The following is a 25,031-nucleotide window of genomic DNA, read 5'->3' on the forward strand; positions in this document are numbered from 1 at the left end:
TTATTTATTCAGATAAACTTTAGCACATTCATGAGCTAATTTTCTAACTCGTTTTATATAATTAGCCCTCTCACTTACACTAACTGCTCCTCTTCCATCCAAAAGATTAAATACATGTGAACACTTAAGAGTATAATCATAAGCAGGCAATGCCAGTTCTTTATCAATTATCTTTTTAGCTTCCTTTTCAAACATATCAAATTGCTTTTGTAAAAAATCTATACTTGCAATTTCAAAATTATATTCAGATTGCTCTACTTCATTATTATAATAAATATCACCATATTTTACTCCTTCTACCCATTCAATCTCATAAACCTCATCTACTTTTTGCAAATACATAGCAAGTCTTTCAAGTCCATAAGTAATTTCTACAGTAACTGGTTTAGCTTCAAAACCACCTACCTGTTGAAAATATGTAAATTGAGTTATTTCCATACCATCCAACCAGACTTCCCAACCAAGACCCCAGGCTCCTAATGTAGGAGCTTCCCAGTTGTCTTCAACAAAACGAATATCATGTTTTTTTGAATCAATTCCTAGTGCGGAAAGACTATCCAAAAACAGCTGTTGTATATTATCAGGTGAAGGTTTCATTATTACCTGATACTGAAAATATCTCTGCATTCTATAGGGATTATCTCCATATCTACCATCCTGTGGTCTTCTACAGGGTTGAACATAAGCAGTATTCCATTCTTCAGGGCCCAGAGAACGTAAAAATGTAGAAGGGCTCATTGTTCCAGCTCCAACCTCAATATCATAAGGTTGTTCGATTACACAATTTTGTTCACCCCAAAATTTGTTTAAACGCTGTATTATTTCTTGAAAGTTCATTATATCCATCCTTTCTTTGCTAGAATATTAAAATAAAAGGAAAAACCTCATTCCAATTTTAGGAACGAGGTAAATTTATATTAATCTTAAATTAATATTTTTAATTTAAATCTTCCTCTTCTTGTTTTTCTTTTTCTTTTGTTATTTCTAATTTATATTCTTTCAACATAGCAGCCATACCACCTAAAATTCCTATATAGGGAAATAAAACCAGACCAACCACTCCTGCAGTTACAGGTATTTCAAGAATCGATTCTCCCTTATCATTCTTAACTGTAATTTTTTTTACGTTACCTTCTTTAATTATTTCTCTTAACTTGTCCATTAATTCATTTCCCATTACATTCATTTTTTCTTTTTCATATTTTTTTTCAGTATCCTGTTTTTCACCAGTTTCCATATTTTCTTCTAAATGAATTAAAGCTGCAACGACATCTCCATCACAATCCTCTAAAGCCTGATTGGCTTCATTATAACTAACATCCAATCGTTTTTTTATAATATCAATCTTTTCTAATTTTTCCATTATATCACCTCTTTTTAAATTTAACCTAAGTTTTTGATCATATGTAAAAATTTTTCTGATTTAATGTTTATATCAAGGTGATAAATAATAAATTGGTCTATTAGTTTGTTAATTATCTGAAATGCATTTTCAGATATTCTTAAATTTTTAGGTAGTGTTTTATTTTCACCAAGGAGATATCTTAAGATAACTAAAGATTCTCCAGATATATAAAAGTTATACTCTTCTTCATTTTGTAAACAATTATCACAAACAAGTCCACCATGAGATATACTAAAAGTATTAGATTTAGAAGGATTAATTTTTTTATCACATTTAACACAACTCATAAATTCCGGTTTAAAACCCAAAATTTCAAGTAATTTCCCTTTAAAAGTAATATTAATTAAATCCAATTTTTCAGTATCATTTTTATCTGTATTTCTAATATTATAAAATGTTTTTAAAATAAGTGAAAAAAACAATTCATTCGGTTTATCTTCCTGTCCAGTTTTTGTAGATATTTCTGCGACATATGAAGCATATGCCATTTTTAAAAGGTTTTCACGCAATTCAGGAAAAGAGTATATGTTTTCAATATGATTAATTTTAGCTAAAGATTTGCCCTGATATATTTTTATTTCATTATAACTAAAAGGCAAAACTAATCCAGAAATTCTACTTTTTGCTTTACGAACTCCATTGGCTACAGCCCTTACTTTTCCTTTATCTCGGGTATAAAAGGTTATTATTTTATCTGACTCACCGAGATCAAAATGTTTTAATATTATACCTTCTGTTTCAAAAGTGGCCATTATCTAATCTGTATCCACTCCCTCTCCTGTAACTATTTCAACACCTGAACTTGCACCAATTCTATTTGCACCTGCATCTAACATATCAAGAGCCTGGTCAAAGTTTTTAATTCCTCCTGAAGCTTTAACACCAATATCTCTCCCAACAGTTTTTCTCATTAAACTTACACCCTCAATAGTGGCTCCATCAGTGCCAAAACCAGTGGAGGTTTTTACAAAATCTGCACCAGCATCTTTAGCAATTTCACAGGCTTTTACAATTTCTTCATCATCAAGATAACAGGTTTCAATAATTACTTTAACTATAATATCTGAAGTAACCCCTGTCGATTTTGTTGCATCTACTACTGATTTTATATCAGATTTTACTAAATCATAAGCTTTAGATTTAAAAGCTGAAATATTCATTACCATATCAATTTCCTGAGCACCATTTTTAATAGCATTTCTTGTTTCAAATGCTTTTGTTTCAGAAGTATTGGCTCCTAAAGGAAATCCAATAACAGTAGTCACTTTAACAGATGTATCTGCAAGCATTTTTGAAGCAAGAGGTACAAATACCGGGTGAATACAAACTGAAGCAAATTCATTTTCTGCAGCCTCATTACATAATTTCTTTATATCATCCACTGTACCAGTTGCTTTTAGGAAAGTATGATCAATCATTTTTGCCATGTCACGTGGTTTAATAGCCACAACTATCACTCCTTAATTTATTTTCAAACTTAATTTTACTATAAAACGTTCATATCGTTAATATTTATATTCTGTATAATTAACAATTATCCTGCTTTAAAAGAAATTTTTTTAGTCTTTATAACCCATTTGTCTTAAAAGATTTTTATCCTCACGCCAATCTTTTTTGACTTTAACCCAGAGATCCAGATATACTTTGCTGTTTAACAATTTTTCAATAGTTTTTCTTGATTCAGAGCCTATTTTCTTTAATCTTTTGCCATTTTTCCCAATTACTATTCCTTTATGAGATTTCTTTTCTACTATTACATTTGCTCTAACAAATATCATACCATTATCTCTTTCTTTCATTTCTTCAACTAAAACTGCAGCTCCATATGGTATTTCTTCACGGGTATATTTAAATATTTGCTCTCTGATTAATTCTGAAACAATAAATTTTTCTATTTGATCGGTAAACATTTCTTCAGGATAATATTTTGGTCCTTCAGGTAGTAAAGAGAATATCTTATTAAATAGATTATCAATATTTCTTCCTGATTTTGCAGAAATAGGTATAACTTCTAAATCTGTATTTTTTTCATAATTTTTCTGTCTTTTAATTAGTAATTTATTATTTATTTTGTCAATTTTATTCATAACAACTAATACAGGAATATCTATACCAGAAATCTGGTTTAATATAAATTTATCTCCTTTACCAAAAGGAGAATTGGCATCTACCATAAATAGCACTACATCTATTCCTTTTAAACTTTGAAATGCCTGATCTAACATATACTTATCTAATTCATTTTTAGCCTTATGAACACCTGGAGTATCCATAAATATAACCTGGCCCTGATCATCAGTGTAAATAGCTTTAAGTTGATTACGGGTAGTCTGTGGTTTTTTAGATACAATAACTGTTTTTTCTCCAATCAACTCATTAACTAAAGTTGATTTTCCTACATTGGGTCTTCCAATTACTGAAACAAATCCTGATTTAAAACTCATTATCCATATCCTCCTGCTTAAAAGCTCCAGGTAATAATTCACAACTCTTTTTAATAATTTCTTTACCATTTTTATTTATCATAATTACTTCAATATCTTCACCAAATTCATTTATCACCTGTCTACATGCCCCACAGGGGCTTATTATTTTTTCATAATTTCCATACAAAAGTAAAGCTTCAAAATCCCTGTATCCTTCTGAAACCGCTTTGAAAATCGCAGTTCTTTCAGCGCAATTAGTTACACTATAAGAAGCATTTTCAATATTAACACCAGTAAAAATCTTTCCCTCTTTTGTTAATAGAGCTGCAGAGAGAGGAAAATCAGAATAAGGAACATAGGCATATTTTATTGCATTTTTTGCTTTCTTTAACATTTTATCTTTAATTTCTTTTTCCATTATTATCACCTTTTTCATATTTTATTTCACTTGAAGTTGGAACAACCTGAATCCAGGTTTTACCAGGATTGAGTTTTACTTCTTTGTTTTCATTATTATAAAAAACAGTCCATTCTCCTTCTTCTTTTTTCCATTTTCCCTCTATAAATTCTCCATCTATAAAATAATAAGCTTTTCCTGTACCATTAATTTTCATTTCTAATCTGCCCTGATCATCTTTAGACTTTGTTTCTACAAATTTAACTAATATGTTTTTTACTGTGATTTGTTCATTATTTTGATTTAAATGTGGAGTTTCAAAATCATTTAAATATCTTTTATATACATTATTCTTAATATCATATTCATAATTAACTTCATAATTACCCCAATAATCAATTTTTATTTTTTTAGCTTCAATCTTCTCAATATTAATAAAACTTAAATCCTTAAATTCAAATCTGCTTTGGTATTCCTGACCAGTTCTATTATTTAAATAATCACTAATTTTAAAATAGCCAGTAAATAAGTTGTGAGGTATTTTTTTCTCACTACCTCTCCAAAAATAATTCCCATTATATATTTGATCTATGTGTTTTATATCATTATTTTGTAAAATATTAAATCCAGCAGGGCTTGCTCCTGCATGTAATAAAATTGACTTATAAGAATTAGAAGTTTTAATCAAATAAGGTCTGGCACTTCTGATAGGACCAATTTTATTAGGAATTTCATACCAATATAATGCTAAAAAACGAGTAATTCCACCTTCAACAAGATATTCATAAACAATTGGGGCAGAATTCAATCCAGATTGTGGTCTGGCCTGTTTAGAATTTTCAATAACAGCCATTACCGCATTCTGAAAAAACTTTTCCTGGATAACTCTGCCAGAAAAAGGAGAAAAATTATATTTCTGTGCTTTAATTTTAGTTGGTGTTATTACTTGCAAAATAATAATTATTAAAATAAATAATATAAAATATTTTTTTCGTTTATATTTCATCTTAAAAATTTAAAACCTCCCTTAAACCTCAAAAATATTTACTCAAATTTTTATTATGAAATTTTAAACCTAAAAGGTTAATGGCTTTTCACTTTTTATTCTAACTTTTTCAATACGATGTTCACTAACTTCTTCAACAGTTATTATTAAATTATTTATTTCTATTTTTTCACCTTTATTAGGTAAATATCCTAAATTATGAAGGATAAATCCACTTATAGTTTCAAAATTTTCTTCTTCGTGTAAAGAATTCTCTAATTTTTCATTTACTTTATCAATATCAATTCTGGCATCTACAAGCATTTCATTTTCATTAACTTTTTCAATCATTTTTGTTTCAAGATCAAACTCATCCTGTATATCTCCAACTATTTCTTCTAATAAATCTTCAATAGTTATTAAACCAGAAGTCCCTCCATATTCATCAAGAACAATTGCCATATGCTCTCTTCTTTTTTGCATTTCTGTTAATAAAGTATTTATAGGTTTTGACTCTGGAATAAAATAAATAGGTTTAATAAATTCTTCAAGATTAATATCTTTTTCATCTTCATCTGATAATATTAATTTTAATAAATCTTTTACATATATTAATCCTATAATATCATCCACTATATTTTCATAAACTGGTATTCTAGAATGGCCATATTCAACAGCCAATTCTACAACCTCTTTTACATCAGCCTCATTATCTATACAAACCATATCTATTCTAGGAACCATTATTTCTCTTACCTGAGTATCATCAAAATCAAATACACTTTGTATCATATCTTTTTCTATTTCCTTAATAACCCCTTCTTCTTCACTGACATTAACAAATCTTCTTATTTCCTCTTCAGTAATAAATGCAGAAGAAATCAAATTTTCTTTTCCAATAACTTTTTTTATTATCCAGGAAAAGAAAAGAACAAATGGATAAAATATTTTTTCTGTCCAGTAAAGAAATGGAGCAACAATTTTAGCATATTTCAAAGAATTACTATTCCCAAGTGACTTAGGGGTAATTTCACCAAATATTAATATAAATAGAGTTACTACTCCTGTAGCAATACCTACACCTTTACTTCCAAAAAGTTCAATAGCAATTGAAGTAGCAATTGAAGAAGTAGCGATATTTACGAGATTATTTCCTATTAAAATAGTAGTTAAAAGTCTGGTTTCATCTTCCAGTAATTGATCAACAAGATTGGCTTTTTCATCTCCTTTATTACTTTTGTCTCTAATTTGAACTCTATTAACTGCCATGAAAGCTGTTTCTGAACCTGAAAAAAATGCGGAAAGAAATAGCAAAACTACTAAAAATATAAAATTAATAATCATATTTATCTTCCTGTTGTATTACAGGAATTACCTCCTCTCAAGACCTACTTCTTCCAGTATTTTTTCTTCTTTTTCTCTCATTCGTTCTTTTTCTGAAGAAGTTTTGTGGTCATAACCAAGAAGATGCAAAATTCCATGAGTATATAGGTAAGCTAATTCCCTTTGTTTGGAATGACCATATTCTTTAGCCTGTTCTATAATTTTTTCTGTTGAAATTATTATATCTCCCCAAATTTTATCATCCATAGGAAAAGATAATACATCTGTTGCTTCATCCTTATTTCTAAATCTTTTATTTAATTCTTTAATTTTTTCATTATTAACAAGAGCAAGACTAATATTACCTTCATCTTTTTTTTCATATTTAGCTGCTTTTTGGGCTATTTTTTTTAATAGATTTTCTAATTCTTTATTGATTTTAATTTTTCCCTGTTGATTATTTATTTCTAAATTAATCACTTTTTTCCCCCTCTTTAATTTCTTCCATAAGATTATCGGGATATTCAATTCTTTGATGATATATTCCAGTTAAAACTTTTACAAAATTTTCTGCAATAATATCCAGATCTTTTAAACTAAGATCACATTCATCTAACTGATTTTCTGTTAACTTTTCTCGAATAATACTTCTAACAAAACTTTCTATTCTATTATGGTTATTTTTGTTGAATTGTTTAGAACGTACAGTAGCTTCCACAATATCAGCAAGCATAATTATTGCTGCCTCTTTGGATTGTGGTTTAGGGCCATCATAACGGAAATCACTTTCTTTTATTTCATCATGTTTACTATTTTTAACTGCTTCTTGATAAAAGAAAGAAATTAGATTTGTTCCATGATGTTCTTTGATTATATCAATTATTTCATCAGGTAATTTATATTCTTTGGCCAGTTCAACTCCATCTTTAACATGAGATTTAAGAATTAAAGCACTTAAGTTAGCAGAAATTTTATCATGTGGGTTTTCACCACCAAATTGATTATCTATAAAAAAGTAAGGTCTCCTTAATTTTCCAATATCATGATAGTAGGCCGCTACTCTAGCTAAAAGAGAATCAGCACCTTTTACTTTGTCAGCTGCTGCTTCGGCCAAGTTACCAACAATGACACTGTGATGATAAGTTCCAGGAGCTTCTACTAACATTCTTTTTAATAAAGGTTGACTTGGATTAGATAATTCCAGCAATTTTACCGCTGAAGTAAAACCAAATCCATTTTCTAAATATGGTAATAATCCATTAGCCAGTATAGCCACTAATATACCATTTAATATACCCATACCTATGGCCTGGGTCATCATAATCCAATCATTTGTTAATTGTATTGAATTCATAGCAAAAATTAGTATTATTAAAACTCCACTAACATAAAACCCTGCTCTTACTAGATCACTTCTTTGACTTACTTTTGATACACTAAATACACCTATCAACCCTCCAATAAATCCTACAATGAAAACATCGAATTCTCCTCCAAATACAAGTGCTACTAACATACTTATAAATAAAGTTATGACAATCGATGCTTTAGAATCAATTAAAACAGCAATTAATATAGATGCTGCAGCCACAGGAACTAAATACATCAAATAATTTATTTGAAAAATACTTATTATTTTTGCTAATAAAACTATAAAGATTGTCAATGCCTCAATTAAAACTAATTTTTTATTATCATTCCAAATTTTAGGATTATATTGCCAGAGATAATACGCAGCAGAGATAATTAATATCAAAATAACAAAAACAATACCTATAATATTTATATAATCAACCTGAGGTTTTTGTAATCCTAAAGCCTCTAAGACTTTTATGTCTTCTTCAGTAACTACATCACCTTTTCTTATAATTACTTCTCCCTGTCTAACTGTTCTAGTAACAGGTTCAACATTTTCTCTGGCTTCTTCTTTCCTTTGTTGAGTTCCTTCTTCATTAAAGTTCATATTGGGTTGAACTGTGGTATTTAAAATATTAAGAACCATATCTTGATAATCATTACTTAAATCTAATTCTTCAACTTCTTCTTCAAAACTATTTTTAACTGTTTCAATATCATCTGGTAAAATTCTATTATTTAGATGTTTGTTCATTATTTCTCTTGTGCTTTCGCGGACTTTATTTATAGATTCTTCATTACCAGTTATTAATAAATTATATGTTTTACCAGCATAATTTTCATCAATTTCTGTTATGAGTTTCTGGATCTTTTCTTCTACAGATAGTTTATCACCATTATTAAGATTTGTTTCTTTATTACCACCATTACTTTCACTGTTTCCTTCAGTTAATTCCTGATTATCTTCTTCTGAATATACTTGACTTCTTAACTTTGCAGCAGTTATAAATAAATTATCTATTTTTTGATTAACTATTTCATTAACCTTCTTATTTTCTTCATAAACTCTAGGAGCAGATTCTGCTGCCTCTTTTTTTAACTCTTCAGTTTTTTCTTTATCAGTAAAAGTAGTCGTTTTTTCAGCTACTATATTAGTATTACTAACTTCCCCGGCATTAAGATCTAATTGGTTAGGAAAAAAATCTATGGTCAGTATAACAACCAGGATAATAAAGAAAATAATACCCCATAAAATTTTTCTGACCAGGGGATCACTAAATTTACTTTCTTTAAATATAGATTTCCACCACTTTCTAATTTTTTTAAACATCATAATTAGCTCCCATTTCCATGCCTATCATAGGCATTTATTATCTTCTTAACAAGTTTATGTCTGACTACATCTCTATCAGACAAATAAACAAATTCTATTCCTTTAATACCTGCTAAAATCTTTCTAACCTGATTTAAACCAGAATTTCTACTATTAGGTAAGTCAATCTGAGTAATGTCACCTGTAACTACTGCCTGAGAATTAAATCCAATTCTCGTTAAAAACATTTTCATTTGTTCAGGAGTAGTGTTCTGAGCTTCATCAAGTATTACAAAAGAATCATCAAGAGTTCTTCCTCTCATATAAGCAAGTGGAGCTACTTCAATTATATCTTTTTCTAAATATTCATTTACCTTTTCCGGTCCTAAAATATCATATAAAGCATCATATAAAGGTCTAAGATAAGGATCAACTTTATCCTGCATATCTCCTGGTAAAAAACCTAATTTTTCACCAGCTTCTATTGCAGGTCTTGTAAGTATAATTCTATTTACATTTTTATTCATCAAATTCTTAACAGCCATAACCATTGCTAAATATGTTTTACCAGTACCTGCTGGTCCAATTGAAAAAACAATATCAGAACTTTTAATAGCTTCAACATATAATTTTTGTCCTAAAGTTTTAACTTTTATTTTTTTTCCTTTAAAATTCATTTGTAGTACTTCACTAAAAATATCTTCTAAATTAATAGAACTATCTTTCTGTAATAATTCTATAGCATAATTAACTTCTCTTTCAGTTAATTCTTTATCCTTATTAGTAATACTTAATAATTCTTCAATAATTTCACTACTATCCTCAACTGCCTTATTATCACCAGTTATTTTAATAGTATTACCTCTTGCAATCATATTTACATTAAGCTCTTTTTCAATTACTTTTAAATTTTTATCTTTTTTTCCAAATAAATTACGTGCTATTTGATATTCTTCTATTATTATTTCTTTTTCTTTTTCAGGCATAATTTCCTCCTCAAATAATATTTTCCTCTTTATATTAAATTCAATAGTAACTCTATTATTCCTCCATTATAAAACATATATATAATAAAAATATTTTCAACCAATCAATATTATTATATCATATTTAAAGCTTCTTACAAGTCATAAAAACAAATGTTTATATCATTAAAAAAAGGCCGACTAAAAAGCCGGCCTTAATAAAAAACATATTATGTTAGGTAAATACTAAAATTTCTTCAAATCATCACTAACTATAAGTTCTGCATCTGTTTTTTCTTTTACTTCGTCCAGAGTAGTATCTTTAGCTATTTCTGTTAAAAGAAGGCCATCTTCTGTAACCTCCATCACAGCCAATTCGGTTACAATCATATCAACTTCACCAGCTGCTGTTAACGGTAGAGTACATTCGTCTAAAATTTTAGCTCCACCTTTTTTAGTAGTATGAGTAGTTGCAATTATAACTTCTCTTGCTCCAACAGTTAAATCCATTGCGCCTCCCATACCAGGTACTAATTTACCAGGAATCATCCAGTTAGCTAGATTACCCTTTTCATCTACCTGTAATGCCCCAAGTACAGTAGCATCCAGATGACCACCTCGAATTATCGCAAATGAGGTTGCACTATCAAAAAATGCAGCATCTTTATTAAATGTAACAGGTTGTCCACCAGCATTAATTACATCTTTGTCTTCTTCACCTTCTTCTGGAGTTGGTCCAAGTCCAACAAAACCATTTTCAGACTGAAGAATCATTTTTATGTCATCAGAAATATAATTAGCAACCATTGTAGGCATTCCTATACCTAGATTAACTAAATCTCCATCTTGCATTTCCTGTGCTATACGTTTTGCAATTTTTTCTCTTTTATTTGCCATATTATCACCCCTTTAACTACGTTTTACTATAGTTGCTGCTCCCTGTCCTCCACCAATACACAGGGTAGCTAATCCATATTTAGAATCACGCTTTTTCATTTCATGTAATAAAGTAACTAAAATTCTATTACCACTGCAACCAATAGGATGACCAAGAGCAATTGCTCCTCCATTTACATTAGTAATATCAAGATCGAATCCTAGTTCTTTTTTTACAGCAAGTGACTGGGCTGCAAAAGCTTCGTTTGCTTCAATTAAATCCATATCTTCTACATTCATCCCTGCTTTTTCCATAGCTTTTTTGGTAGCAGGAATTGGTCCAGTACCCATAATTTTTGGATCTACACCACCTGAAGCATAAGAAACAATGGTAGCCAATGGTTCAACTCCCAATTCTTCAGCCTTTTCTTTACTCATTAAAACAATAGCTGAAGCACCATCATTAATACCAGAAGAATTAGCAGCAGTTACTGTTCCATCTTTTTTGAAAGCCGGACTTAAATTAGAAAGCTTATCAGCAGTAGTTCCAAAACGTGGATGTTCATCCTGATCAAATACTTTTGGATCTCCTTTTCTTTGAGGAATTTCTACAGGTACTATTTCATCATCAAAACGGCCTTCTTTAATTGCTTTTTCAGCTCTTTGTTGACTTTGGGCTGCAAATTCATCCTGCTCTTCTCTGGTTAAATCCCATTTTTGAGCAATATTTTCTGCTGTTATACCCATATGATAATCATTAAATGCATCCCATAGTCCATCTTTGATCATCATATCAACTAGTTTACCATCACCCATTTTATTTCCCCAACGAGATCCTTCAGCAACATAATTGCTTTGGCTCATACTTTCCATACCGCCAGCAATAATTACATCAGCATCTCCTAATAAAATTGCCTGAGTTGCAAGATTAACTGTTTTGAGTCCAGAACCACATACTTTATTAATAGTAGTAGCAGGAACATCATAAGGAACTCCTGCATTAACTGAAGCCTGGCGAGCAGTATTTTGGCCTAAACCACCCTGAAGTACATTACCCATTAGTACTTCATCAATATCTTCGCCTTCAACACCAGCTCTCTTGATAGCTTCTTTTATAACTACTTCTCCTAATTTGACTGCTTCAACATCTTTTAGGCTTCCACCAAAACTTCCAATAGCTGTTCTTGTTGCACTAGCTATTACAACTTCTTTCATAATTTAAAAACTCCTTTCGTTTTATAATACTAGTTTACTAAAATTTTTAAACTATTAATTAAGAAAAATCTACAACATGATCAACAAAAACTCCTGGAGTCATAACTTCATTAGGTTCAATTTCTCCAGCAGGAACAATTTCTTCTGCTTCTACTATTACAAGATCAGCAGCCATTGCAATTAATGGATTGAAATTGCGTGCTGAATATCGATAAACTAAATTGCCTGATTCATCTGCTTTCCAGGCTTTAACAAAAGCTACATCAGCACCTAATGGTTTTTCCAATAGATAATCTTTACCATCAACAGTTATTTTTTCCTTATCATCTTCAACAACTGTTCCAACACCAGTAGGTGTTAAAAACCCACCTAAGCCAGCACCTTTACTTCTAATTCTCTCGGCAAGTGTTCCCTGAGGAACTAAATCAACTTCTATTTCTTCATTATTCATTTGTTTTCCAGTTTGAGGATTAGTTCCTACATGAGATGCAATAACTTTTTTCACTCTTTTTTCAACTATTAAACTTCCTAATTTCTTTTCAGGAAATCCAGTGTCATTTGCAATAAGTGTTATATCTTTAATGTCAATATCATGTAAAATGTCAATTAAGTTATCAGGTGTTCCACATTCTAAAAATCCACCAAACATAATACTTAGTCCATCTTTTAGCTCATCTCTTATTTCATCAAATTTGACTACTTTAGACATATTTTGACCTCCTTTTTATGATTTAAAAAACTATAAACCCTACAGAAGCAAGGGCTCCAACCCAAAGTAAAATCACAATACAATATCCCATTATATCTCTAGCTCCAAGACCGGCAATTCCTAAAGCAGGTAATGCCCAGAACGGTTGAATCATATTAGTCCATGCATCTCCCCAGGCCACAGCCATAGCTGTTTTAGCAGCATCAACTCCTAATTCTGTACCAGCAGGAATCATAACAGGTGCCTGAACTGACCACTGTCCTCCTCCAGAAGGAACAAAGAAGTTTACTAAACCAGCACTTAAGAAAGAGAAAAACGGAAATGTATTTGCAGTAGAAATTGAAACAAACCATTCAGAAATGATCGTTGCCAGACCAGAACTGACCATCATTCCCATAATACCAGCATACAATGGGAATTGAAGAATAATTCCACCGGCACTCTTTACAGCTTCATTAAAAGCAGTAAGGTAACGTCTTGGAGTTTTGTGAAGTATAATACCCAAAACAAGGAAAATGAAAATAACAATATTTAAGTTTAATCCGCCACCTTGAGAAAAGTAATAACCAATATAAGACAAGCCTAATATACCCAATAAAACTGAAAGAAACGGAGAATTTTCAACTTTATCAGCAAAAAACATTTCTTTATTATCTACAACTTTTCCTGATTCCTCTTTTTCATTACCATCATCTAAAATTTCTTTATCGACAACAATTCTATCTTCTTTATCTGGAAGCATAAATTTGTTAATAAAAGGTATTGATAAAATAACAACTGCACTTAAAATCAAATTAAAAGGACTAAAAATAGTCTCAGAAATTGGAATTAATCCACCAATCATTTCTTGAGAAAAATTACCTTCAGTTGCTACGGTTAGAGGAATAGACCCTGCTAAACCTGCATGCCAGACAATAAATCCAGAATATGCACTGGCAATAAGTAAAGGATAATCAATTCCATCTACCTGACGAGCCATTTCTTTAGCAAGTAAGGCTCCTATAACCAAACCAAAACCCCAATTAATCCAACAGGCTATTGCAGCAATAAAAGTTGTCATAAGAATTGCCTGTCCAGGACTACTAGGTACCTGAGCAATACTTTTTAAGATTTTCTTAAAAAGATTACTATTAGCTAAAGCATGCCCGGTAACAAGAACAAGAGACATCTGCATAGCAAATGCAAGAAGATTCCAGAATCCCTCTCCCCAATGGGCAACCATTTCAACTGGTGAATTACCAGCTATAAAGATCCCCATTACATAAACAATAAAAGTCAAAATAACAGCAAAAATAAAAGGATCCGGTAAATATTTTTGAACTAGTGAAACGAAAAAATTAGATACTTTTTTAAACATCTCATCCACTCCTTAGATTTATTTTTTATCACTTCCACTTAATATAATTATGCATTTATTATGCCAAAAATTAAGGTAAAAAATCGAACTTTTATTTCTTTATTAGACTTATTTCGACTTATTTATTACTTTTTTGTCTTTTTTTGATTCAATAATGTATCAATGATATTAGCAGTAAATATCTATTCTAAAAAATAAATAGCGTATGTTAATAACTAATAGAATAATTCAATATATATCTTATATATATTTTTATACTTACATTTTATATCTTATCATTAATATTTGTCAACTAAAAATATTTTTATTTATTCAATTGATACATTTTTGTATCAATGATTTATTTTTGTATCAATTTCTGGTTTAAAACTTGATAAAGTTAAAAATTTAACATATAATATCTTTAATCTTTTACTCTTCATACCACCTTAGGAGGATTGATTATGAAATTTAAAGAATTTATGATTGAAAATTTTCCAATTTATGATTTAAATAAATCTATAGAAGAAAATTTAAATAATAGTTTGAATTATAATTACGAATATATTCCTGTAAAAGATAATTCAAATAAATTTTTAGGATTAATTACAAAAAATGACTTGTTGAAAATTCATTTTAACTCAAAAAAGAATACTATTACTGATATTTCAAAATACATAATTAATGAAAATGCAAAAGTTGAACAAAATCAAAAAATAAAATCTCTGGATAAAATTCCAAAATATCCTTTAGTCGTTATTAATAAAAATAAATCAATAAAAGGTATTGTTCCTCCAAATAAAATAGCGAGTGCTTTTCATAAGCTAAGTCAGGAATTGAAAAATGAACTCGATATTATTTTAAAATCCAGTAGAAATGGAATTATTGTTTTAAACAAAGAAGGTAAAATAAAAATCATTAATGAAGCTGCATCCAATATTTTACAGACAAAAATTAATGAGGCTATTGGTCAGGATGCTAGAAATATTTTAGTGGATGATGGATTATTAAAAGTTTTAGAAACTGGCGAAGCACAAATTGCTAAAAAATTCAAAATAAATGACACCGATGTTATAAGCAATAGAACTCCTATGATTAATAATGGAGAAATTATTGGGGCAATAGGTATTTTCCAGGATATATCAGACCTAGAATCTATTTCTGATGAACTTGCTTACACAAAAAATTTAAATAGAGAATTAGATACTATAATTGAAGGAATTTCTGATGGTTTATACATTACTGATGGTGATGGTTACACCACTCGCATTAATAGTACTTATGAAAAAATAACCGGTATTAAAGCTGAAGAAGTAATGGGTAAGCATATGAAAGAATTAGTTGAAGAAGGATATTATTCTGAATCCGTTACTCTGCATGTACTTGAAGAAAAAAAACCGGTAACAATTAGTCATGAAATAAAAACTGGAAAAGAAGTCATGGTTACAGGGACTCCGGTTTTTAATGACAATGATGAAATAATTCGGGTTGTCACTACTGTCAGAGATATGGAAGCTCTCAGTAAAATGAAAAAAGAACTACAAAAAAGTAAAAAACTAAATACAAAATACTATAATGAAATAGAACAATTAAGATCACAACAGTTAGAACTTGATGATTTTGTGATACACAGCAAGAAAATGCAAGAAATAATTGAATCAGCTATAAGATCAGGACAATTTAACTCTACTGTACTCATCAAAGGAGAATCTGGAGTTGGAAAAGAAATTATAGCAAAAACTATTCACAAATCCAGTCAGGCAGAAGAAAAAACTGGGTCTTTAATAAAAGTAAATTGTGGAGCTATACCTGAAAATCTACTTGAATCAGAGTTGTTTGGTTATGAAAAAGGAGCTTTTACCGGTGCAAAAAAGCAGGGTAAACCTGGTATGTTTGAACTTGCCGAAAATGGAACTCTTTTCTTAGATGAAATTGGTGAACTTCCTTTAAAATTACAGGTTAAATTATTAAGAGCTTTACAGGAAAGAGAAATTATCAGAGTTGGAGGAACTGAACATATAAAGATTAATACCAGAATAATAGCTGCTACAAACCAAAATTTAGAAAACCTAATCGAAGCAGATAAATTTAGAAAAGATCTTTATTATAGATTAAATGTTATTCCAATAAACATACCACCTTTAAGAAAAAGAAAATCAGATATTGGTCCGCTCTGCCGCTTCTTTTTAAATAAATTTAATAAAAGATTTAAGACTAACAAAAAATTATCTTTAGATTTAATTGATTTACTTGAAAATTATGACTGGCCAGGTAATGTTAGACAATTAAAAAATATAATAGAACGTTTGGTAGTCATGGTAGAAGAAGATATTATATCTATTAAACATTTACCTTCTGACCTTAAAAATGACCTTAATATTGATTGTGGTCCAAATTCAATAAAAATAAATAATACTTTTGATTTAAAAACAGCAGTAAATAATCTCGAAAAAGAAATTATAAAAAATGCAATGGAAATGGCAGAAACAACACGTGAAATTTCTTCTTTAATCGGGGTCAGTCAACCAACTGTAGTTAGGAAAATAAATAAATACAATCTCAAATAATTTTTAAGGATGGGTAGAACCCATCCTTATTTATTAACTATTTACAGCAACAAACCCTAATACTGCTGTATTAAACTCATCAGTTTTTTCATAACAAGAAGCATGCCCGGCATCATTTATTATTAGCATTTTTGCATTATCTATTTCTTTTTGCATTTTTTTCATTTTTTCAACTGGTGTTAAAATATCTCTACTTCCACCAATTAACAAAGTAGGAGATTTTATTTTTGATAGTTGATCCCAAACATCAAAGTCCTTAGAACTTTTTGAAAGCCTTATTAAAGCCTCAAACCATTCCTTAGATAAAGCTTCAGATAATTGATCCTCTCTTTCATCAAGCCATTCTTTCTGATGATTATAAAAATGATCTGAATAGATAAATGGCATACTGAATTTGAAAAATTTCCTGCCATCATTTAATTTGGATGCTTCCTCCCAAACTTCACTGGCTGCTTTTAAATATTCAGGTACTTTACCAACTGTATTACTTAATATTAAGGTTTTTACCATATCAGAATATTTTAATTCAAATAAAGTTGCAACCATTGCTCCATACGAAATACCTACAATATGAGCACTTTCTATCTCTAAATATTCTAAGAGTCCTTTTAAATCTTCCACATGAATACTTACATCATAATCTTCAGGATATTTACTGGATAAACCTTGATCCCTAAAATCCACTCGTAAAAATTTATAATTATTTTTAGTATATACGGGAACAAAATCAACCCAACTGGCAGTGCTCATCATTATACCATTCAAAATTACAATAGTTTCATCACCTTTACCATCAAGTTCATAATTGATTTCTATATTATTTATATTTGCTTTAGGCATTTATATCTACCCCTGATTCTAGTTTAATAAATTTTAGTTACATAATTGTAACATTATTATAATTTTATTATTTTTTCTCTCTAAAAATATCCTTTGGAAAATAATCAGGTTTTTGAACTATTTTATGTTCTGCCTGAATATAGCGTACAGTTCCAGTTTTACTTCTCATCACTATTGACTGAGTTGCAGCTTGAGTTCCAGAATACATAACTCCTTTTAATAATTCACCATCTGTAATTCCAGTTACTGCAAACATCGTATCATTTCCACTTGCTAAATCATCGGTGAAAAGCAATCTTTCTGGATTTTCAATTCCGTATTCTTTTGCTTCTTGATAGTCTTCTTCATTACGCAATTTTAATCTTGCCTGTATTTCTCCTCCAAGACATTTTAGGGCAGCAGCTGTTAAAACACCTTCAGTTGCTCCACCAATTCCCATTAAAATATCAACACCAGTGTTATCCATACCAGTTGCTATACCACCAGCTACATCACCATCACTAATAAGTTTTATTCTTGCACCAACTTCTCTAATATCGCTAATTAACTCATCATGTCGAGGACGATCAAGTACAATAACTGTCAAATCTCTAACATCTTTATTTAAAGCATCAGCAACATTATAAAGATTATCAGCTACACTTGCATCAAGATCAATTTTTCCTTCAGCTTTTGGTCCAACTGCAATTTTTTCCATATAAGTATCTGGAGCCTGAAATAAAGTTCCTTCTTCAGCTACAGCTAATAATGCTAATGCATTAGGTAATCCCTTGGCAACAAGAGAAGTACCTTCAACTGGATCTACCGCTATATCTAATTTAGGTCCTGTTTGATTACTACCAATCTCTTCTCCAATATATAATCTTGGGGCTTCATCTTTTTTTCCTTCCCCAATAACAACTTTCCCATTAATATTGACTGTTTCAAATGTTGCTCTCATTGCATCAACCGCTGCTTTATCAGCAGATTTTTTTCTACCTTTTCCCATCCAGGGCGCTGCTGAAAGTGCAGCTGCCTCAGTAACTCTTACTATTTCTATCGCTAATTCTCTTTGCATTTTAATCCTCCCTCATTTTATTTACTTCAAAAAATTAATCCCATTCAAATTCAACAATAGTTTTTGTAATATTTGTCTTACTAATTCTACCAATAGATTTAAATTCATCATCAACTACTGGTAAAGAGTCAATTTTATTATCATTTATTTTTCTGGCTGCTTCAAAAAATGTATTATCAGATTTAATAGTAATTAATTTAGGACGTCTGGTCATAGCTAAACTAACTGGAGTATTTTTAAGGTCAGTCTGACCAATACTCATTTTTAAAAGATCTTTTCGGGATATAACTCCACTTAATTTTTTTTCATCATCAATGACAAAGATTGTACCAACATCTTCTAAAAACATTTTTACAATCGCATCATAAACACTAACCTCTTCTCCTACATTAACAGGCATAGACATAATATTTTTTATAGATAAATTGAAAAGTTTTTCAATATCTCTAACTATATGGCTTTCATCATTATAATAATATCCAACTTTTGGCTTTGCATTCAAAATTTCAACCATAGTCAAAACTGCCAAATCAGTGCGGAGGGTGGCACGACTTAAATTTAATTTATCTGCAATATCTTTACTTGAGATAGGTTCATTTTCTTTAACAATATCTATTATTTTTAGTTGTCTCTCTGATAATTCCATAAAAAGTTTTCACCTTCTTAATATTTTTACTTACGAGCATTATTTAATAAAATCTTTTTTTCAACAGAAGCAACCATTTTTCTAGTATAACTGACAGTATCTGGATTAACACTTATACTATCAATTCCTTTTTTAACAAGAAATTCTGCAAATTCTGGATATATTGAAGGTCCCTGACCACAAATTGAAACAGTAGTATCATTTTCATGAGCAACTTCAATTAAATGTTCAATAGCCTTTTTAATTGCAGGGTTCCTTTCATCAAAATAACCCATCCTACTTAATATACCAGAATCACGATCTGCCCCCATAATCAATTGCGTCAAATCATTACTTCCGATACTAAAACCATCAACTAATTTACTGAATTCCTCGGCCATAAAAATATTTGAAGGTACTTCTGCCATAAGATAAATATCAAAATCTTTAGATCGTTTTAATCCTTCAGATTCCATAATCTCCAACACCTGTTCCACATCATTTACTGTTCTCACAAAGGGTAACATAGCAGTAACATTAGTTAAATTATATTCCTGCCTTACTTTACGCATCGCCTTACATTCTAACCTGAATCCTTCTTCATATTCAGGAGAAATATATCTAGCTGCTCCTCTCCAACCAATCATTGGATTATTTTCTACAGGTTCGACTTCATCGCCACCTTCTAAACCTCTGAATTCATTTGTTCTAAAATCACTCATTCTAACTACCAATCTTTTTGGATATATTTCTTGAGCCACTTTTGTTATACCTTCAGCAAGTTTTTTAATGAAAAGGTCACCTTCACCCTTTTCTAATAAATGCATAGGATGAGTACCTATCACATTATTAAAAATAAATTCTGTTCTCATTAAACCTATACCATCAAAAGGTAAATTTTTATATCTATTAATAAATTGTGGTTCACCTAAATTCATATATATTTTTGTACCAGTAGTTGGTGCTAAATAATTAATTACTTCCTGACTTATTGCTCCAGCAGATTCTTTACTCTCTTCTGTATCATCTTCTTCCATAACTTTTCCTTCATAAACTACGCCTCTTGTAGCATCAACAGTCACCAATTTACCATCTTCTAATAATTCTGTAGCATCACCAGCACCAACTATACACGGAATACCAAGTTCACGAGAAACTATAGCTGCATGACAGGTTCTCCCACCTTCATCAGTAACAACTGCTTTTGCTTTTCTCATTGCTGGAACCATGTCTGGATTGGTCATAGCAGTTACTAAAATATTTCCTTCTTTTACTTTTGCTAATTCATCCATATCTTCAATTAAAATAATATTTCCTCTAGCAATCCCTGGTGAAGCGCTGAGTCCTCGAGCTAAAGTCTTTAATTCTTCATTTTCTTCACTTTCAGATTCATCTTCTTCAGTTTCACTTTCTTCTTTGAGAGTAGTTATCGGACGAGATTGTAATATATACAATTCTTTAGTATCAATATCAAAACTCCATTCAATATCCTGAGGACTATTGTAAAGTTCTTCAATTTTAATTGCCATTCTTACTAACTCATATATTTCATCGTCACTTAAAGATGTAGTATCTATTTTATCTTTATCTAGATAATCAACTACATTAACCATTTCTGTTCCAATTTTTTCTCCAGATTTTTTTACAATCATTTTTAATTTTCTAGCAATATTACTTTCTTTTATATCTAAATTTCTCTTATCAACTACAAATTCATCAGGAGTCACAACTCCAGATACAACTGCTTCACCCAAACCCCAGCTGGAATTAACCATTACTTCATCTCTTCGATTATTTATAGGATTAGCTGTAAATACAACACCTGATTTTTCACTATTAACCATCTTTTGAACAACTGCACTTAAAGCAACCTTAAAATGGTCAAAATCTTTTTCTTCCCGATAATAAATAGCTCTAGCAGTCCAGAGAGAAGCCCAACATTCCTTTATATAGTTTATTAATTCTTCTTCTCCAAAAATATAAAGATATGTGTCCTGTTGGCCGGCAAAAGAAGCTTCAGGTAAATCTTCAGCAGTTGCTGAACTTCTAACTGCTACTTCAGTTTTTTCTCCCACCTTTTCATTTAATGTTTTATATGCTTTTCGAATTTCTTCTTTAATTTCTTCGGGCATCTCTGAATATTTAATTAAATCTCTTATTTCACTAGCAATATTACTTAAGCGATTTGAATCATGTCTATCAACTTTTGCAATTAGTTCTTTAATCTCATTGTCTAAATCCTTTTCTTCAATAAAATATTTATACGTGTCGGCTGTAACACAAAATCCTGGAGGCACTTTTATACCTTTTTGAGTTAATTCACCTAAATTAGCTCCTTTTCCACCAGCTAAATCTACATCATTACCATCAAGTTCTTCAAACCATTTAATGTACTCCATTTAACCAATCATCTCCTTTTAAAATTTTATATCATTATTATGTAATAAATAATGTACACTATACTATATAATTAATTCAATATGTTACACTATATTCCTTCTTTTTTAATAAAAAAAGTCAAAATAAATAAAACTGGTCAAAAATGACCAGTTTTATTATTAAAAACACTTATTTAATTTTCTCTATAAGGAGATTTATATGGTCTTTTAGCTCTAGGTTTATCTAAAATTTCTTTCATAACTATACCTTTTAAAATATCTCCTTTTAAATTTTCTTTATCAAATAAACTATTTTCTCCAATTTTAATTTCATCTGGGAAATCTTTAGTTGGTTTTTTTCTTCTCTTAACTTTAGTTTTATCTTCACTTTCATAAATTGACTTATCTTTATCATCCATATAATCTGCCATTCTACCTTTTTTATTATGAAAAAATTCTTTTTCAATATTATTATTTTCTTCTGAAGTTGTAATATTTTCAACTTCATTTTCTTTATTTTTTAGACTCCAATTAGAATTAAATATTTTTTTTCTTTTTTTCTTAGTTTCTTTTTTATCCTTATCTTTTATTTCATTTTTATCTTTATCTCGACCAATTAAATTTTTTATCAGTGATTCAATTAAATTTACACCTACAATAAAAATAATTATAATAGGTATTAATGGAGAAATATTATTCATTTTATCCCCCTTTAATCTTCCTGATTATCTTTATTTTTTTTCTTTTTCTTATTGTCATCCTGAGTAGTATCTTCTTTATTTATCTTTGAAATCATATCTCTCATATCTGTATCAGCTTCTATATTTTTTAAATTCATGTAATCCATTACTCCCATATTTCCTGAACGAAGAGCTTCTGCCATAGCTTTAGGCACTTCAGATTCAGCTTCAACAACTTTAGCCTGCATTTCCTGTACTCTTGCTTTCATTTCCTGTTCTTCTGCAACAGCCATAGCTCTTCTTTCTTCAGCTTTAGCCTGAGCTATTTCTTTATCTGCTTCTGCCTGATCAGTTTGTAATTGGGCACCAATATTTTTACCAACATCAACATCTGCAATATCGATAGATAAAATTTCAAATGCAGTCCCTGAATCTAATCCTTTTTCAAGTACTGTTTTGGAAATAGAATCTGGATTTTCTAAAACTTTTTTATGAGTTTCAGAAGAACCAACAGTAGTAACAATACCTTCTCCAACACGTGCCAATACAGTATCTTCTCCTGCTCCACCGACCAATCTTTCTATATTAGCTCGAACTGTAACTCGAGCAGTTGCCATAACCTGAATACCGTCCATTGCTACTGCAGTTACAATAGGTGTTTGAATAACTTTTGGATTTACACTCATTTTTACTGCTTCTAATACATCTCTACCAGCAAGATCAATAGCTGCTGCTCTTTCAAAAGTAAGATCTATTTCTGCTCTTTGAGCAGCAATTAAAGCATCAACTACTCTATCAACATTACCTCCAGCAAGATAATGGGCTTCAAGTTTATTCGTTGTCAATTTTAGACCAGCTTTATGTGATTTAATCATCGGACTGACAATTACTGATGGTACAACTCTTCTTAATCTCATACCTATCAAATCAAAAAAGCTAATTTTTACTCCTGCAGCAATTGCAGATATCCATAATCCTAGTGGTACAAAATAAAAAAACAAAATAACTAAAAGTGCAATTAAAGCAATAATTATAATTGATGATATAGCCATTATTTATTCCTCCTCAATTTTTTTAACAATAACTCTACTACCTTTAACTCTTATAACTTTTACCATTTGATCCTTATCAATATAATCTCCTTCTGTAATTACATCTACTCTCTTCCCATTAATTTCAGCAGTCCCTGCTGGTCTTAAATGAGTAAGAGCTTTTCCAACTTCACCAATTAATTTCTTTTGATCAGAATGAGAAGTATACCCCCCTTCATTACTTTGACTTTCACCTAAAGAAATGTTTTTCCAGAGCTTACTCACCCCAAATAATTTAATCAAAATAAATAACAGAACCATTGAAATAACCAAAACTGCAGCCATCACACCTAAAGCTGTACTTGGATCAGGAAAGAAAAAATATAAACTGGCAAAAATTGCTATTAATCCTCCAATTCCTGTAATCCCAAATCCTGGTACAACAAATAACTCAAGAGCCATTAAAATTATACCGACTATAAAAAGTACTATTAAACCCCAATGAGCATAGCCATTAATCAAATAACCACTAAAAAAAGTAGCTAAACTTAAGAGACCAATAGTTCCTCCAATCCCCCAGCCAGGAATAATCGCTTCAGAAATAAGAGCTACAAACCCAATGGAAAGTAAAATAACTGAAAAAATAGGTGTTGTAACAATATCAGCAAAAATTTCTCGCATTGATCTTTCTAATTTAACTATTTCTATATCTGTAAATTCATATTTATTAATTAAGTCATTATAATCTACAACTGTTGCATTGGCTATATTATTATCCATAGCTTCTCTTGATGTCAGAGTTAATAACTTATCTTTTTCTATTAACCCCTCAATTTCAATATCCTGATCAACCATTGCTTCAGCAACTTTAGGATTTTTATTTCTTAATTCAGCAGTAGCACTAAATTCTTTTCTTAAAGCTGAAATATATTTTTCTTCTTTTGGTCTCGTCTCTGCTGCTCCAATACTACTTCCCTCTTTCATTACCAATTCATTACCTGATAAAGCTATCAAAGCACCTGCTGACCAGGCTCTTTCTGATACATAAGTCATTGTCGGAATAGTACTTTTTATAATAGCATCTTTTATCCTTATAGCACTATCTACTAAGCCACCAAAACTACTAATCTCAAATATTATTAGATCTGCATTACTTGCCTCAGCTTCTTGAATCCCATTCTCTACAAAAGAAGCCATAGCAGGATCAATATCTGCTTTAATTGGAATATGATATATTAGATTGATATTTCTATCTTTCAAAAAATTTTCTTGAGCGTTAGTGATATTTGAAAAAATTAATACAAATATTAAAATAAAAAGAGTAAATAAAAAGAAACTTAAAAAATAATTTTTGATATTTTTGCTTTTTATCTTTATTTTTGACACCTCCCTTAGCAGTTAATTATATTTTCTTAATTTATATTAACTTTTGAATATAATTAATATTTTAAATATATTTCTATATATATTATTCGTTAATTAAAGAAAAAATCCTTTTTAATAAAAAAAGACAGCCAGTTAAGGCTGTCATAAAATAATATATATTGT

23 protein-coding genes are annotated in these 25,031 nt (G+C 30.0%); 1 reads left to right on the forward strand and 22 read right to left on the reverse strand.

Annotated elements, in window-relative coordinates; genetic code table 11:
• The 15 genes from VJ881_07295 to VJ881_07365 all read right to left on the reverse strand — a co-directional run bounded on the left by VJ881_07295 (position 1) and on the right by VJ881_07365 (position 14,326).
• Complete coding sequence (locus VJ881_07295; GenBank protein HKL75854.1) at positions 1 to 837, reverse strand: glycine--tRNA ligase subunit alpha; 837 nt, start codon at positions 835 to 837, stop codon at positions 1 to 3.
• A gap of 100 nt (positions 838 to 937) precedes the next feature.
• On the reverse strand, positions 938 to 1,363 hold the full coding sequence (locus VJ881_07300; protein ID HKL75855.1) for a DUF4342 domain-containing protein: 426 nt from the start codon (positions 1,361 to 1,363) through the stop codon (positions 938 to 940).
• Positions 1,364 to 1,383: 20 nt separating this feature from the next.
• The gene (recO, locus tag VJ881_07305; GenBank protein HKL75856.1) at positions 1,384 to 2,157 is read right to left on the reverse strand and encodes a DNA repair protein RecO; all 774 of its coding nucleotides are present in this window, start codon (positions 2,155 to 2,157) and stop codon (positions 1,384 to 1,386) included.
• Between the two features lie 3 nt (positions 2,158 to 2,160).
• Entirely contained in the window at positions 2,161 to 2,853 is a 693-nt protein-coding gene (deoC, locus tag VJ881_07310; GenBank protein ID HKL75857.1) for a deoxyribose-phosphate aldolase, read from the reverse strand.
• 111 nt (positions 2,854 to 2,964) lie between these two features.
• On the reverse strand, positions 2,965 to 3,849 hold the full coding sequence (era, locus tag VJ881_07315) for a GTPase Era (protein HKL75858.1): 885 nt from the start codon (positions 3,847 to 3,849) through the stop codon (positions 2,965 to 2,967).
• Positions 3,839 to 4,249, reverse strand: coding sequence for a cytidine deaminase (locus VJ881_07320; protein HKL75859.1), 411 nt, complete (start codon positions 4,247 to 4,249; stop codon positions 3,839 to 3,841). Before VJ881_07320 ends, era begins: the two co-directional genes overlap by 11 nt.
• Positions 4,233 to 5,234 carry a DUF3048 domain-containing protein gene (locus VJ881_07325; GenBank protein HKL75860.1) on the reverse strand — a complete coding sequence of 334 codons (1,002 nt, stop codon included), beginning with the start codon at positions 5,232 to 5,234 and terminating at the stop codon, positions 4,233 to 4,235. Before VJ881_07325 ends, VJ881_07320 begins: the two co-directional genes overlap by 17 nt.
• A 69-nt stretch (positions 5,235 to 5,303) precedes the next feature.
• Entirely contained in the window at positions 5,304 to 6,557 is a 1,254-nt protein-coding gene (locus VJ881_07330) for a hemolysin family protein (GenBank protein HKL75861.1), read from the reverse strand.
• A 27-nt stretch (positions 6,558 to 6,584) separates the two neighbouring features.
• The gene (gene ybeY / locus VJ881_07335; GenBank protein HKL75862.1) at positions 6,585 to 7,016 is read right to left on the reverse strand and encodes an rRNA maturation RNase YbeY; all 432 of its coding nucleotides are present in this window, start codon (positions 7,014 to 7,016) and stop codon (positions 6,585 to 6,587) included.
• A complete protein-coding gene (locus VJ881_07340; GenBank protein ID HKL75863.1) occupies positions 7,009 to 9,222 on the reverse strand; it encodes an HDIG domain-containing protein in 2,214 nt (737 codons plus the stop codon). The genes ybeY and VJ881_07340 overlap by 8 nt, the downstream gene beginning before the upstream one ends.
• A gap of 5 nt (positions 9,223 to 9,227) precedes the next feature.
• Positions 9,228 to 10,190 (reverse strand): PhoH family protein, encoded by a 963-nt coding sequence (locus VJ881_07345; GenBank protein ID HKL75864.1) that lies wholly within the window; start codon positions 10,188 to 10,190, stop codon positions 9,228 to 9,230.
• A 225-nt stretch (positions 10,191 to 10,415) separates the two neighbouring features.
• A complete protein-coding gene (locus VJ881_07350) occupies positions 10,416 to 11,066 on the reverse strand; it encodes a 3-oxoacid CoA-transferase subunit B (protein ID HKL75865.1) in 651 nt (216 codons plus the stop codon).
• Between the two features lie 12 nt (positions 11,067 to 11,078).
• Complete coding sequence (locus VJ881_07355) at positions 11,079 to 12,260, reverse strand: acetyl-CoA C-acetyltransferase (GenBank protein HKL75866.1); 1,182 nt, start codon at positions 12,258 to 12,260, stop codon at positions 11,079 to 11,081.
• Positions 12,261 to 12,318: 58 nt separating this feature from the next.
• Positions 12,319 to 12,969: an acetate CoA-transferase subunit alpha gene (gene atoD / locus VJ881_07360; protein ID HKL75867.1), complete on the reverse strand. Its 651-nt coding sequence runs from the start codon at positions 12,967 to 12,969 to the stop codon at positions 12,319 to 12,321.
• Positions 12,970 to 12,991: 22 nt separating this feature from the next.
• Positions 12,992 to 14,326, reverse strand: a complete 1,335-nt coding sequence (locus VJ881_07365; GenBank protein ID HKL75868.1) for a short-chain fatty acid transporter — start codon at positions 14,324 to 14,326, stop codon at positions 12,992 to 12,994.
• Positions 14,327 to 14,769: 443 nt separating this feature from the next.
• Here VJ881_07365 and VJ881_07370 point away from each other — a divergent pair, with 443 nt between their 5' ends.
• Positions 14,770 to 16,872 (forward strand): sigma 54-interacting transcriptional regulator, encoded by a 2,103-nt coding sequence (locus VJ881_07370; protein HKL75869.1) that lies wholly within the window; start codon positions 14,770 to 14,772, stop codon positions 16,870 to 16,872.
• 33 nt (positions 16,873 to 16,905) lie between these two features.
• On the opposite strand, the gene VJ881_07375 is transcribed toward VJ881_07370, so the two are convergent.
• The 7 genes from VJ881_07375 to VJ881_07405 form a co-directional block, all read right to left on the reverse strand.
• Positions 16,906 to 17,712: an alpha/beta hydrolase gene (locus VJ881_07375; GenBank protein ID HKL75870.1), complete on the reverse strand. Its 807-nt coding sequence runs from the start codon at positions 17,710 to 17,712 to the stop codon at positions 16,906 to 16,908.
• A 67-nt stretch (positions 17,713 to 17,779) separates the two neighbouring features.
• Positions 17,780 to 18,769 (reverse strand): class II fructose-bisphosphatase, encoded by a 990-nt coding sequence (gene glpX / locus VJ881_07380; protein HKL75871.1) that lies wholly within the window; start codon positions 18,767 to 18,769, stop codon positions 17,780 to 17,782.
• Positions 18,770 to 18,803: 34 nt separating this feature from the next.
• Positions 18,804 to 19,415, reverse strand: coding sequence for a helix-turn-helix transcriptional regulator (locus tag VJ881_07385; protein ID HKL75872.1), 612 nt, complete (start codon positions 19,413 to 19,415; stop codon positions 18,804 to 18,806).
• Positions 19,416 to 19,441: 26 nt separating this feature from the next.
• The gene (ppsA, locus tag VJ881_07390; protein HKL75873.1) at positions 19,442 to 21,793 is read right to left on the reverse strand and encodes a phosphoenolpyruvate synthase; all 2,352 of its coding nucleotides are present in this window, start codon (positions 21,791 to 21,793) and stop codon (positions 19,442 to 19,444) included.
• A gap of 173 nt (positions 21,794 to 21,966) precedes the next feature.
• A complete protein-coding gene (locus tag VJ881_07395; GenBank protein HKL75874.1) occupies positions 21,967 to 22,473 on the reverse strand; it encodes a hypothetical protein in 507 nt (168 codons plus the stop codon).
• Positions 22,474 to 22,484: 11 nt separating this feature from the next.
• Entirely contained in the window at positions 22,485 to 23,504 is a 1,020-nt protein-coding gene (gene floA / locus VJ881_07400) for a flotillin-like protein FloA (GenBank protein ID HKL75875.1), read from the reverse strand.
• 3 nt (positions 23,505 to 23,507) lie between these two features.
• Positions 23,508 to 24,743: an NfeD family protein gene (locus VJ881_07405; protein ID HKL75876.1), complete on the reverse strand. Its 1,236-nt coding sequence runs from the start codon at positions 24,741 to 24,743 to the stop codon at positions 23,508 to 23,510.
• Positions 24,744 to 25,031: the final 288 nt, after the last annotated feature.

The sequence above is a fragment of the Halanaerobiales bacterium genome, from assembly GCA_035270125.1.
Classification (GTDB): domain Bacteria; phylum Bacillota; class Halanaerobiia; order Halanaerobiales; family DATFIM01; genus DATFIM01.